The organism is Vreelandella arctica, from assembly GCF_037070215.1.
In the GTDB taxonomy this organism is placed as follows: Bacteria; Pseudomonadota; Gammaproteobacteria; order Pseudomonadales; family Halomonadaceae; genus Vreelandella; species Vreelandella arctica.
The window spans coordinates 48,110-61,478 of record NZ_JBANSN010000023.1; the positions used below are offsets into that span (position 1 = coordinate 48,110).

Consider the following 13,369-nt stretch of genomic DNA (forward strand, 5'->3'; position numbering starts at 1 on the left):
GCCCATTATCCAGTTTTTTGCCCGCTTCGTCTTGGTCAGTCGCCTCCCGAATCGCCTATCCAGCGTCGAGAAGAAACGGCAACGCTTCATCCAGCAGTATTTCGGGAATCTCTTCAGCTATATAGTGGCCGCAAGGGAGTGTTTTGCCTTTTACATCGGTGGCGACTTTTTGCCATTCACTGAGTGCATCGAAGCAAGCTTCAATGGCGCCTTCAGCGCCCCACATCACATTTATCGGACAGGTGAGCTTAATGCCCGCGTCGATATCGGCCTGATCATGCTCCAAATCGATGGAGGCACTGGCGCGGTAGTCGCCACAAATACTGGTGGCGGTGCCAGGAAGAGACAAGCAGCGCTCATACTCCGCCAGCGCTTCCGGGGCAAAAGGCGCCATGCCCGCGCTGCGTGCGCCCATCACGCTTTTCAGATACTGGGCGGGGTCGCTCTGGATTAGCATTTCCGGCAGCGGCTGAGGGCGAATCAGGAAGAACCAATGCCAGTAGCTGCGCGCAAAGGCCTCATTAGTGCCGCGATACATGGAAAGCGTTGGCGCGATATCGAGAAGCACCATACGCTCAACTCGCTCAGCGTGGTCCACGCCTAAACGGTGGGCGACTCGAGCCCCACGATCATGGGCCAGCACTTTAAAACGTTCAAAGCCCAGCGCGCTCATTAGCTCTGCCATATCGGCAGCCATGGCGCGCTTGGCGTAATTTAGGTGCTCAGGATCGTCGTCGGGTTTACTGCTGTCGCCGTAACCGCGCAGGTCGGCTGCGATAACAGTGAAATGCTGGGCAAGCTTTTCTGCCACTTTGTGCCAAATCACGTGGGTCTGTGGGTGGCCGTGGAGCAGAAGAAGTGCCGGGCCGCTGCCGCCCATTCGAAACGTAATGTCGACACCGTTAACGTGACGTGTCTGTTTTTCAAACCCTTCAAACATGGTGAGCTCCTGACTTATGTCATGACGAATCAATTCAGCCTGCGCTGATATTACGCAGCAGAGTTCTTTTTAATAAAACAACATCCGGGCATGATAGTGCCACTTATCGTTAACGAGAGAACTACTATGAAAGCGTTCGCCTTTACTCAAAGCCTGCCCATCGACCATCCTGATGCGCTGCAAGCCATTGAGCTCCCCTTACCCACGCCTGACGCCCACGACATTCGCGTTGCAGTCAGCGCGATTTCCGTAAACCCTGTTGATGCCAAAGTGCGCAATAGTGCCCTACCGCAAACCGGCGAGCCGCGCGTACTTGGATATGATGCGGTGGGCATTGTGGACGCCGTTGGTAGCGCCGTTACCCGTTTTCAGCCGGGTGACCGGGTGTGGTACGCGGGCAATATTGCCCGCCAGGGCTCTAACGCTGAGTTTCAACTGGTCGATGAGCGCATCGCCAGCCTAGCGCCGAAAAGCCTTTCTGACACTGAAGCCGCTGCGCTTCCACTAACCGCCATTACCGCTTGGGAACTGCTGTTTGACCGGCTAGAGCTGGGCATGCGTGATACCCAAGGCAAAAGCCTATTGGTGATTGGCGCCGCGGGAGGCGTTGGCTCGATCCTGGTGCAACTTGCTAAACAACTCACCGATATTACCGTGATTGGTACGGCGTCTCGGCCCGAAAGCCAAGCCTGGGTGAAGTCGCTCGGCGCTGATGCCGTGATTAATCATCACCAGCCGCTTGATCAAGAGCTTAAAGCAGCGGGCTTTGACGGCGTGGATATGGTAATTAGCCTTAACCAGACCGATCATCACTTTGAGGCCATTATTGAAGCCCTCAAGCCCCAGGGAAAACTGGCGCTTATTGATGACCCTGAGCTAATCGATGTACGTAAGCTCAAAATGAAAAGCCTGTCGCTGCATTGGGAACTGATGTTTACCCGCCCGCTGTTCGCCACGGACGATCTCGCCAAGCAGCATGACCTGCTCAGCGAAGTAGCGGCAATGGTCGATGACGGACGATTAAAAACGACTTTAGGCGAGGTGTTGGGCCCGATTAACGCCGAAAACTTAAAGCACGCTCACGCCCTGATTGAGAGCAACCGCACGATTGGCAAGCTGGTCTTGGAAGGCTTTTAATACGCGTTCAACGTCACGCCCATCGCTGGCTATGGTGATGGGCGTACCAGTACTTGCTGGAACAGGATCGTTTCAAACTGCTCCATCGGCTCGACGGATTTAAGCGTTTTGGCACGCAGAATGGCCCCTTCCCAACCGGTGAGAATAAAGCTGGCGAGCGCCTCGGGTGCGGTGTGGCTGGCAATATCACCCCGCGCCTGAGCATCCTGCAGGCAGCGCACGAAGCGCTGTTCCCAGCGCTGAAACACAAGATTTAGCGCATCGCGGAAGGTGTCGCTCTGGCCCGAAAGCTCTTGGCCAAGGTTGCCAATCAAGCAGCCCGTGGCATGATCGCACTCGTGCATATGGTCACGGCCTGACGCGAAGTACCGTTTCAGGCGCTCAAGTGGCGGCGTCTCACTATCTTCCAGTAGTGCCACCAGCGTTTCGTCATAAGCAGCCGCAAAGCGCTCAATCACCGCCAGCCCGAAATCCTCTTTGCTGGAGAAGTAGTGATAGAAGGAACCTTTGGGTACACCGCAGGCCTTTAAAACGGCATTAATACCCGTCGCGTTGTAGCCTTGCTGACTAATCAGCTGGGCGCCACTATCAATTAATTTGTCGCGGGTTACATTGTTTTTCATATACTTAAAGTAGACCAGTCAGTCTATTACTATCAAATGAGTGAAAGCCAAGTAAGTAAAAGCCAAAGGATTGAGTGCCAAGTAAATGTTAATTACATGTTATTTGCACATTGTTTGACTAATCGCTGCTTAACAATGCGTGATGCTAGCATCATACGCTTATTTTTCTGGAATTTTCGCCCTAGCCAACGGATGACGCGCGGTAATGACACCAAAACGCTCCCTCTCTTCCCCACAATCGTCTTACCAACGAGGCCGCATTCGTATAGGCGCTGTGGTGGCATTATTGATTCTTGTGGGCACCCTGTCGATCGCCTGGTGGATTATTACCCAACCGCCCCGTATTGAGCGAACCCCTCCGCCGGAGCCTCTACCTACTATGGTAGATGTCGTCACGGTAAACGCGAGTGTTCAGGCACCTAATCTTTACGGCTTTGGGCGCGTTGAAGCAGAGCAGGAGGCGATGTTAGCCAGCCGTGTGGCGGGGCAATTGGAGCGTTTTGCCGATGGCGTGGTGCCTGGCCAAGTCGTTGAACAGAATGCCGCCGTGGCGTTTATTGATCAAGCCGACCTAGCATTAAGCCTGGAAGATGCCGAAGCGCAGTTGGCCAATGCGCAAGCGTTACTTGCTTTAGAACAAGCAGAGCAGCAGCGCGCCCGCAGTGAATACGAATCCTTTGGGCGTCAGCTTTCTGCTGAGCGACGTTCGCTGGTACTGCGTGAACCACAGCTGCGCCAAGCACAAGCCGAACTCACCCAGGCACGCGTGGCGCGCGATCAGGCAGCACTGAATGTTGAACGCGCAACCCTCACCGCTCCCTGGCGGGCCATGGTGCAGGAGCGCTTGGTCGGTGCCGGTAGCCTGCTCAGCCAAGGGACCGAGGTATTGCATCTGGTGGGCGTCGAGCAGTTTTGGGTGCGTGCCTCACTACCCGGTGAGTGGATGCAGTGGCTGGAAGCGGGCAGCAGCGTGACGTTAACCAGCCGCGGCTGGCCCGAAGGCGCCACACGTGAAGGCACGCTGGTGTCGATGTTGCCCAGCCTGGAAGAGAATGGCCTGCAGGCACAGCTACTCATCGCAGTAAACGACCCTCTGGCGCTAGAGAGCGACGGCCCGGCTCTGCGTCTGGGCGACGTGCTACGTGCGTCCTTTCAACCCGCTATTCAAGAGCAGCTCATATCACTACCCTCTGCCGCGCTTCGCCCGGGTGACATAACGTGGCGAGTCGATGAGGAAAGTCGCCTGCGCCGAACGCCGGTCATGCTGGCTTATCGCGGGGAAGATGACGCCTTGATTCGTAGCGGTCTGGAAACCGGCCAGCAAGTCGTCACCGCGGGCTTGGCCCAACCTCGAGAAGGCCAGCTAGTGCGCATTCGTCGGCCCAACGACACCCCGGCCCAAGCGGGAGATGAACCGGGAGACGAATCATGAAGGTACCACGCGGCCCATTGGCATGGATGGTGGATCACGGGGTAGCCCCCAACTTATTGATGGTGCTGTTTATCGTCGGCGGCCTAATGGCGTCGCTAGCGATTAAAAAGGAAGTATTCCCTGAATTTGACATCGAAGTCGTGCAAGTCACGATTAGCTATCCTGGCGCGACGCCAGAAGACGTTGAACAGAGCCTGCTGCTACCGGTGGAAGCCGCGATTGCCGATGTAGAGGGCATCGACGAGCTGACCGCGACGGCCAGCGAAGGCAGCGCCAACGTCAGCGCCACGCTGATTGACGGCATTGATGTCATGCGCGCCTATCAGGATATTCAGCAGGCAGTGAACGCTATCACCACACTGCCCAGCGCCGCCGACCCACCGCGTTTCACCCTGGCGGGACGCTCTCGCAGTGTGCTCAGCCTGCAGGTTTATGGCCAGGTCGGCCTAGAGGCACTCCACGACGCGGCTGAAGATGTGCGCGGCGAGCTGCAAGCCACCTCGGGCATTTCCCGCGCTGAGCTTTCCGGCAACCGCGAGCGGGAGATTCAAGTCCACCTGGACGAAGAGGCCATCGAGCGCTTCGGTCTCGACCATCAGGAGCTGGCTAGCCGCATCGCCGAAGAGGCGCTCGACCTTGCCAGTGGTCAGCTAACGACAGCCGAAGGCGAGTGGCTAATTCGCTATCAAGGGCGGCGCAATAGCGCCGAAGCCTTTGCAGAGCTGCCGATACTCACTAGCACCCAGGGCGCTCCGATTGTACTCGGTGAGATCGCCAGGGTCAGTGACGGTTTTGCCGAGACCGATCGCGAGGAGTTCTATAACGGTCAGCCCGGTCTCTCCGTCGATGTGTACCAAATCGGCGATCAAACCCCAACCAGTATTTCAGAAGCGGTCAACGGTGAACTTGAACGCCTGCGTGCAGGCATGCCGGAAGGCGTTAGCCTGGCTATTTCCCGCGACAGCTCGGAAATTTACGAAGACCGCCTTAGCCTACTGTTAAAAAATGCCTGGATGGGCTTAGCGCTGGTGTTGGTACTCATGGCGCTGTTTCTAGAAGCACGGCTAGCCTTCTGGGTCACCCTGGGTATTCCGACGGCGTTTCTGGGCGCCATGCTGTTTCTGCCCTGGATCGGCGTCTCGCTCAACATGATGTCGATGTTCGCCTTTATTATCGCCCTGGGGATCGTGGTGGATGACGCCATTATCGTTGGCGAAAATATCTACAGCTATCGGGAAGAGGGTTACTCGCTGCGCGATGCAGCGGTGAAAGGCGCCAGCGAGATCGCCACGCCGCTCACGTTTGCCATTCTGTCCAATATCGTCGCCTTCCTGCCGCTGCTGTTTTTACCCGGCTTTTTAGGACTGATTTTTGCCACGGTGCCGGTGGTGGTGGTGACCGTCTTTCTGATCTCCTGGCTGGAAGCGCTCGTCATACTGCCCGCCCACTTAGCGCATAGCCGCAAACCGCGCCAAACGCCGGCGTGGCAGCGTCCGCTTGAATCACTTCGCCAGCGCCTGCAGGGCGGCTTGCACCACTTCACCTATCGTCAATTCGAGCCGTTTCTGCAGCGCGCGTTGAACCAACGACTGCTGAGTATTTCGCTGGGCATCGCCATTCTGCTGATCGCCCTCTCCTGGGCAATGAGCGGGCGTTTGGGTTTTTCCCTGATGCCACGGGTCGAATCGGATCAGGTGCAGGCAACGGTAACGCTGCCCATTGGCAGCAATATCAGCGTTAGCCGTGAGCTTAGCCAGCAACTGCTCGACGCCGCCGATGTCCTCAGCGAGCGCGAAGAAACCCTCAGCTTTAGTAGCTCACGCAGCCGCCTGGACGGCGAAAGCCTGGAAGTGCGTTTGGATATTGCCAGCGAGAGTTTAGAGGCTTGGCCACCGTCGCGCATCGCCCGGGAGTGGCGCGACCTAACCGGCGATTTACTCGGCGCTCAGTCAGTGCGTTTTGAGGCTGATGTCGGCGGCCCCGGCAGCGGCGCGGCGCTCAGCCTTCGCCTTTCCCACCCGGACACGCAGGTACTGGAAGCCGCCGCCGAACGCTTGGCGGAAACATTGGGCGGCTATGGACTCACCGATATCGACAGCGGCCTGGGCGACGGTAAACCGCAGTTAGAGATGCGCCTTTCTGCCGAAGGCCGAGCGTTGGGGCTTACAGGCAGCAATTTAGCCGAAGCACTACGCGGACCTCTTCAGGGCGCCACGGCACTTGAACAGTACGTCGGGCGCAGCGAAATCAGCGTTGAGGTTCGTCTGCCCAACGACAACCGCGACAGCCTGAATGAGCTCTACCGCATGCCGGTGCGCACGCCTGACGGCCTCAGCGTGCCACTTTCACGGGTAGCCGACATCACCATCAGTCAGGCCTCTAGCAGTCTTGAGCGCATTAACGGGCGACGGATTATTACCGTGACCGCCGACTCGGAAAGCGATCTGGCCATTAACCAGGTGCTGGCAACGTTGCAGGAAGAGGTGTTCCCCAACCTTGAAGCAACCTGGCCAGGGCTTGAGGTCAGCATGGGCGGTCGTCAGCAGGACACCGCCGACAACTTGGCCACGCTCAGGACCTCCATGTGGTTAATGATTGCCGCCCTTTACGCCCTGCTCGCCATTCCGTTCCGCAGCTATTTACAGCCGCTGCTGGTGCTGGCCGCGATCCCCTTTGGCATTGTCGGTGCAGTGGCTGGCCATATGGTTATGGGTTTCGGGCTTTCGATTATCAGCTTGCTGGGCATGCTCGCGCTCTCTGGCGTGGTGATTAACGATGCGCTGGTGCTGATTGACTACGCCAACCGTAAACGCCGCGAAGGCATGGATGCCCGGGGCGCCATCGTGGCAGCGGCTACCCGCCGTTTACGGCCAATTATGATGACCACATTGACGACCTTCTTGGGCTTGGCACCCATGATCTTGGAAACCTCGCGGCAGGCACGCTTTATGATTCCGATGGCGATTTCGCTAGGTTTTGGCATGCTGTTCGCTACGGCTATTCTGTTAATTCTGGTGCCCTGCCTCTACCTGGGCATGGAGAATGTTCGCGAACGGCTTAGTGCCCCGCGTCAGCCTAAAACTCTTCCCTCTACCCCTAGCCACGAGGAGGGCACTCATTAATGACCATGCTCACCGCGATACGCCAATGGCGGCCCTCTCGGCTGGGCCTGAAGCTGTTTGTGATTATCCTAAGCGTCAATGTGGCCATCTCAGCCAGTATGTTTCTGGCCGTGTCCTACAGTATTGACCGCGGCTTTCTCGACTATCTCAACCAAGCTCAGGAGCGCCGCGCCACGCTGCTGGCCGATGGTCTCGTCACACGCTGGGAAACCCAGCAGAGCTGGGAGTGGCTGGAGCAGTCGCCGGAACGCTGGCCGTTTATTGTTCGTTTTGAACTGGGCCAGGAGCATCGCGACCGACCCTCACCGCTAGGTGAAGCGCGTGACTTTAGCCTGCGCGCGGAAGATGGACGCTTTATCGTGCCGCCGAACAGCGGGCGCGAAAACTCGGGCAACTGGCATTGGCTAACCCTGCAAAGCGGTGAAACCACTATCGGGTCGCTGGGATTCCGGCCGCCGCGGGAAATGATGGAGCGCATGGAGAGCCGCTTCCTGGAGCGCCAGCAGCGTAATCTGGTACTTATCGTCATATCACTCTGCGTTGCTTCATTGCTACTGGCGGGCGGGCTTTCCTGGTGGCTGGGGCGTCGTACCCGGGCATTGGCCGGCGCCACATTGCGCCTTACCGAAGGCGACTACCACACCCGGCTACCGGAACGCGGCCGCGACGAACTCTCTCGCCTAGCGCGGGATTTCAATGTGCTTGCCGCCACGCTGGAAGCCAGCCGTGATGCCCGCGCCCGCTGGGTATCAGATACGGCCCATGAGCTGCGCACGCCGCTGGCGGTACTGCGCGGAGAGATCGAAGCCATGCAGGATGGCATTCGACCCCTGAGTCAGGAAAATCTTAGCTCTCTCGCCCAGGAGGTGGGTCAGCTAGAGCGCTTAGTGGCGGATTTACGTCTGCTTTCCCAAAGCGACGCGGGCGCGCTGGATATACAACTGGCGCCGATGGATCTAAGCGACTGCCTGGCTAGCCGACTGGCTGACGCTGATCGCTGGTTAGTGGACAGCGGTTTAACGCTGACGGAAAAGATCGAGCCTGGCATTATGATTCGTGGCGATGCTCAGCGCCTGCGCCAACTTTGGAACAACCTGCTGGACAACAGCTGCGCCTACACCCAGCCGCCGGGAGAGCTGCGTGTTACGCTCACGACTCAGAAAGGGGAGGCAGTAGTCACTTGGGAAGATAGTACGCCGGGGGTACCGGAAGGCGAGCTGGCCCGTTTGACCGAGCGCCTCTACCGAGTGGAAGGATCACGCAGCCGCGCTAGTGGCGGCAGCGGTCTAGGGCTCTCTATTGCGAGTGCCTTGGTCAATGCCCATGGTGCAACGCTGACGCCCTCTCCCTCCACGCTAGGTGGGCTGCGCTGGACGCTGCGCTTTCCTTTGTTGGCCGCTAATTAATGTTTTTCAGAATTCGTGTTTAAAAACTGTTTTAAGCCATGCTTTCCCGTTCACTGCTAAGCGAGTCTACCGCTATGTCTCATGCTGCCTCTTTGCTCGTTGTTGAGGATGAACCGAAAATTGCCCGCCTGATGGCGGACTACTTAACCACTCATGGCTTTGAGGTGACCACCCTGGGTCACGGTGATGAAGTGATGCCGTGGCTTGAGCAGCACTCCCCAGCCCTGGTGCTGCTCGATATCATGCTGCCGGGTAAAGATGGCCTCATCTTAAGCCGGGAAATTCGCCAGCAGTGGCCTTCCATAGCGATCATCATGGTCACCGCCAAGGTAGAAGAGGTCGACCGCCTGCTGGGACTGGAGCTAGGCGCCGATGACTATATCTGCAAGCCTTTTAGCCCTCGTGAAGTCGTCGCTCGAGTCAAAGCCGTACTGCGCCGCAGCCAAGCGGCAGCCGAGGCGCCGAGTGAAGTGCAAAACGCCCCGGTAGTGTTAAACGAAGACGGCTGGCAAGCCCTTGCCCACGGGCAGGACCTGGGCCTGACCGCGGTGGAGTTTCAGTTATTGCGCGTCATGATGCAGGCGCCGGGGCGCATCTTCAGCCGCGAACAGTTGATGGATCACATGTACCGCGATAACCGCATCGTTTCTGAGCGCACCGTGGACAGCCACATCAAAAAACTGCGCAAGAAGATCCACGAAGCGCTCCCTGAACTGGAAATCATCCGCTCGGTATATGGTGTCGGCTATAAGTATCAGCCGGAAGGTTAGGGGTTTACCTGCCGATTAAGAAACGCGATGCCTGCATCAATAGCGCCGCCACGCAGTAGGAAGCTGGTGATGTGGCCGCGCCAGCGCTGGAGGTACAGCTCGCTTTCGATATTGTTAGCCTGCAGGGCTTGATAGAAGTCCGTAGCGTGATCCACCGGCACGAGTTTGTCCCATTTGCCGTGAAACAGAAAAAAAGGCGGTGCCTGTGGGGTAATTTGCCAGGCAGGCGACGCTAGCCGGTACGTCTCGGTCTCTTCTGCGCGGGTGCCGCCAATAAAATCAACCACCAGCGGCCCATCCTTAAACTTGAGCAAATCACTGGGAAGACCACCCGCCAGCACCGCGGCCAGACGGCTCTGCTCACCGCCGTAAGGCTCAGCCAACGGCCCTTCTACGCCCGCTAGCGCCAGCAAACTTACTAGGTGGGCACCGGATGAAAAGCCAACGCCCACAATGCGATCGGTATCCACCTGCCACTCATCGGCGTTAGCGTGAATCCAGCTCATGGCCTGCTGCAAATCGTGTAGCTGGTTGGGAAAGCGGTATTCCGGTGCAAAACGATACTCAATATTCACCGCCACATAACCTTGCCCGGCTAGCTGTTCGGCAATGCCCTGCATATCTTGCGGTGTGCGATTGCGCCAGCCGCCGCCATGCACCACTAGTGCCGCGGGTCGCCGCGTATCTGTTGATCCATTGGGCAGATAAACAGTCGCCTTTAACGCCTGTGGCCATGCCTCGGGTGTGTAAGTAACTGGGGCTAAGCGCTCAAAAGGCTGGGGGTCATGCAAAGGGTTACTCTCAACAGCAGACTCGCCCTGGCTAATATGTTGGGAAGCGCTACAGCCATTCAATAGCAAGGCAAGCGCCCCCAGGCCAGTAACACGGCGTAGGGTGGTAAACGCATAACGCGGCTGAAACACGCGAAAGTATTCGATTCGCGACATTAAGTTGCTCCTTGATGATTAGGTGACCCCTCACCTACCGACTACGACCTGCCACGAGCTAATAAGATCATGATTGTTGCACACTATCTGCAAACGGTTTGCACGTCTCCTAGCGATACTGGCATCGTCAACTCACCAGGAGAGAACTTATGAAACTTACAAATGCTAAGAAACTGTCAATTCGCCAACTGTTTGCCCCGGCCCTGCTGGCTATTGCTATTGCCCCGCTAGCGCTTACCGCTCAAGCGGATAGCCACGGTGACCATGAAGGTAAAGGCCCTGATCGGGAGCGTATGGAAGAACGCATGGAGGAGCGCCGCCAAGAGATATATCAGCGCGCCGAAATCTCTGAAGAGAAGCAGGCTGAGCTCAACGAAGCTCACGCTGAACATCGTGAAGCGATGCACGCGCTGCGTGACGAGCATAAAGAGCGCGTTGCGGAAATTCTCTCCGAAGAAGAGCAGGAAGCACTGCGCAATGCCATGCACGAAGCTCATGAAGAGTATCGTGGTAAGCACGGCAAGCGCGGCCACCACGGCGATAACGACGACAGCGCCGATAGTGAATAAGCGTTGATCACTTTTTAAACGTTAGCGTTAACGCCCGGCTTGCCGGGCGTTTTTGCGTCTGCCTTTGCGTTTTTCTCACCGCTCACTCCGCGCTTATTCACCCCACACAAGGGAGGTTAACTTGAAGGGGAAGGTTTAATCGCGTATTTTATTTGAACGTTCATTCAAAATAAAATATTACATCCACCCTTCAACGAAAAGGAGTCCACCTCGATGGCGAAAGACAATCCCGTCCTTCCCTCCCGCGACCGCCTCAACCCCGTGGTTTTCCACGGCAGTGTGGCGGGCATACTTATTTTTCTAGTGCTCACCATGCTGTTTACCGAGCAAGCTGGGGCCTTTTTCGATGCCGGGCTTGCCTGGGTGAGTAAAACCTTTGGCTGGTACTACATGCTCGCCATCGTGGCTTACTTGGTTTTCGTCGTCGCCATTGGTATGTCGCGCTTTGGCAGCATTCGCCTGGGGCCGGACCACTCACGACCTGAGTTCTCGCTACTCTCCTGGTCGGCCATGCTGTTTGCCGCGGGTATCGGTATCGACCTGCTGTTCTTCAGCGTTGCCGAGCCGGTTGCGCACTATTTGGCACCGCCGGATTTAACCCCAGAGAGCCAGGAAGCGATGCGTAACGCCGTCGTTCAAACCTATCTGCACTGGGGGCTCTCTGGCTGGGGGCTGTACGTGTTGATGGGTATGGCGCTGGCTTACTTCAGCTATCGTCACCGCCTGCCGCTGGCGATTCGCAGCGCGCTCTACCCAATCCTCGGTAAACGTATTCATGGTCCGATTGGTAACGCGGTGGACATTACTGCAGTGATCTCCACCGTGTTCGGCATTGCTACCAGTCTCGGCATCGGGGTGATGCAGCTCAACTACGGCCTCACCTATATGTTCGGTGTGCCGGAAACCCTCACTGTGCAGGTGATCTTGATTGTGTTGGTGGTCGTATTAGCAACGATTTCCGTGGTGACCGGGGTTGAGAAAGGCATTCGCCGCTTATCAGAGTTCAACATGCTGCTGGCGTTGGCGCTAATGCTGTTTGTACTCTTTTCAGGCGACACGCTGATGTTGCTGGATAAAGTGGTCAACAACGCCGGTGATTATTTATCGGGCTTTGTAGGCGCTAGCTTCGACACTTATGCCTTTGCCGATGAGGGCGCACAAGAGTGGAAGATGTGGTGGACGATCTTCTTCTGGGGCTGGTGGATTGCCTGGACGCCTTTCGTCGGGCTGTTCCTGGCACGTATCTCCCGTGGCCGTACCATCCGTGAATTCGTCGCTGGTGCACTGTTTATTCCGCTGGCCTTTATGATGGTATGGATGTCGGTATTCGGTAACAGCGGCATTGAGCTGGTCGCCAACCAAGGCGTTGCCGAGCTAGGCGAGCAGGCGCTCAACACCCCGCAAACCACGCTTTACACCCTGCTTGAGTACTACCCTTACGTTGGCCTCACAGCAGCAGTCGTCACCGTACTGGGTATTGTGTTCTTTATTACCTCAGCGGACTCAGGCGCGTTGGTACTGGCCAACTTCACCTCTATTTTGAGCGATGTGAACCACGATGCGCCGGTGAAGCTGCGTATCTTCTGGTCGGTGATGATCGGTTTGATCACCATTGCTCTGCTGATGGCAGGTGGCTTGAATGCACTGCAGAGTGCAGTGGTCATCACCGCACTGCCCTTCTCGCTGGTGATTTTCGCGGTGATGGTGGGCATGTATAAAGCCCTGAAAATGGAAGGCAGTAAAGCCGATGCGCGTCGCATGATTGCCGGTAGCGCCCCTGGCGGCGACTGGAAAGAGCGTTTGGATCGTGCCCTGGATACCTCTAACCGCGCGGGTGCGGCGGCCACCATCGAGCATGCGATTCGCCCTGCGATGACGCAGTTCGCCCAGGAGCTTGAAAGCCGCGGCCAAACCGCCAACGTGACCGAAGAACACATTGAGGGTGAAACGTTAGCCAACCTGACGCTACAAGTCGATTTTGGCGAAGCCACCAGCTTTGTTTACCAAGTCTGTCCCCATCGCATGCGTACGCCGAGCTTTATCCCGGCGGACGATGACTTCTATGTACGCCTGGATGTGTACTTGGCTGAAGGCGGGCAGGATAAGGACCTTAATGGCTACACCCGGGGTCAGGTGATTGGTGATTTGGTCTGCGAATATGAGCGCCACCTGCACTTCCTCACCCTGGCGGGTCAGCAGATGGGCCATGTGCAAGCGATGCCCGGCACGATTGGGGAGCCGCCTGAAGATTCCCAAATGTAACGGCATTATTGTTTAACCCCACAGACAATCCCGGCCTGTGTGAACTGCACCCCAAAAGTTGGACACTCATCCAGCGATTGGGGTGTTTTTCATGGCGAAGTATAAGGAAGCGTTCAAGCTATTAGTCGTACAGCGCTACACAGAAGGACAAGAGGGTTATA

The 13,369-nt window shown here is 57.0% G+C and carries 10 protein-coding genes; 7 read left to right on the forward strand and 3 right to left on the reverse strand.

Translation table 11 applies throughout. The annotated features are described in order from the left end of the window. Positions 1-55: 55 nt before the first annotated feature. Entirely contained in the window at positions 56-940 is an 885-nt protein-coding gene (locus tag V8L70_RS17065; protein ID WP_101147470.1) for an alpha/beta fold hydrolase, read from the reverse strand. Between the two features lie 126 nt (positions 941-1,066). Here V8L70_RS17065 and V8L70_RS17070 point away from each other — a divergent pair, with 126 nt between their 5' ends. Beyond that, the gene (locus V8L70_RS17070; protein ID WP_101147471.1) at positions 1,067-2,077 is read left to right on the forward strand and encodes a zinc-binding alcohol dehydrogenase family protein; all 1,011 of its coding nucleotides are present in this window, start codon (positions 1,067-1,069) and stop codon (positions 2,075-2,077) included. A 29-nt stretch (positions 2,078-2,106) separates the two neighbouring features. Here the strand turns inward: V8L70_RS17070 and V8L70_RS17075 are convergent, their stop codons facing one another. Then, positions 2,107-2,700 (reverse strand): TetR/AcrR family transcriptional regulator, encoded by a 594-nt coding sequence (locus V8L70_RS17075; protein WP_101147472.1) that lies wholly within the window; start codon positions 2,698-2,700, stop codon positions 2,107-2,109. A gap of 205 nt (positions 2,701-2,905) precedes the next feature. Between V8L70_RS17075 and V8L70_RS17080 the strand changes: the two genes are divergently transcribed. The 4 genes from V8L70_RS17080 (at position 2,906) to V8L70_RS17095 (ending at position 9,430) form a co-directional block, all read left to right on the forward strand. Beyond that, positions 2,906-4,132, forward strand: coding sequence for an efflux RND transporter periplasmic adaptor subunit (locus V8L70_RS17080; RefSeq protein WP_101147473.1), 1,227 nt, complete (start codon positions 2,906-2,908; stop codon positions 4,130-4,132). Then, complete coding sequence (locus V8L70_RS17085) at positions 4,129-7,254, forward strand: efflux RND transporter permease subunit (protein ID WP_101147474.1); 3,126 nt, start codon at positions 4,129-4,131, stop codon at positions 7,252-7,254. The genes V8L70_RS17080 and V8L70_RS17085 overlap by 4 nt, the downstream gene beginning before the upstream one ends. Beyond that, on the forward strand, positions 7,254-8,660 hold the full coding sequence (locus tag V8L70_RS17090; protein WP_101147475.1) for an ATP-binding protein: 1,407 nt from the start codon (positions 7,254-7,256) through the stop codon (positions 8,658-8,660). Before V8L70_RS17085 ends, V8L70_RS17090 begins: the two co-directional genes overlap by 1 nt. A gap of 74 nt (positions 8,661-8,734) precedes the next feature. After that, entirely contained in the window at positions 8,735-9,430 is a 696-nt protein-coding gene (locus V8L70_RS17095) for a response regulator (protein WP_101147476.1), read from the forward strand. Here V8L70_RS17095 and V8L70_RS17100 read toward each other — a convergent pair. Continuing rightward, positions 9,427-10,377 (reverse strand): alpha/beta hydrolase, encoded by a 951-nt coding sequence (locus tag V8L70_RS17100; RefSeq protein ID WP_101147477.1) that lies wholly within the window; start codon positions 10,375-10,377, stop codon positions 9,427-9,429. The two genes, V8L70_RS17095 and V8L70_RS17100, sit on opposite strands and share 4 nt — an antisense overlap. A gap of 149 nt (positions 10,378-10,526) precedes the next feature. Here V8L70_RS17100 and V8L70_RS17105 point away from each other — a divergent pair, with 149 nt between their 5' ends. Further along, positions 10,527-10,946, forward strand: a complete 420-nt coding sequence (locus tag V8L70_RS17105) for a hypothetical protein (protein ID WP_336270210.1) — start codon at positions 10,527-10,529, stop codon at positions 10,944-10,946. A 213-nt stretch (positions 10,947-11,159) separates the two neighbouring features. Continuing rightward, the gene (gene betT, locus V8L70_RS17110; RefSeq protein WP_336270211.1) at positions 11,160-13,208 is read left to right on the forward strand and encodes a choline BCCT transporter BetT; all 2,049 of its coding nucleotides are present in this window, start codon (positions 11,160-11,162) and stop codon (positions 13,206-13,208) included. Positions 13,209-13,369 lie beyond the last annotated feature (161 nt).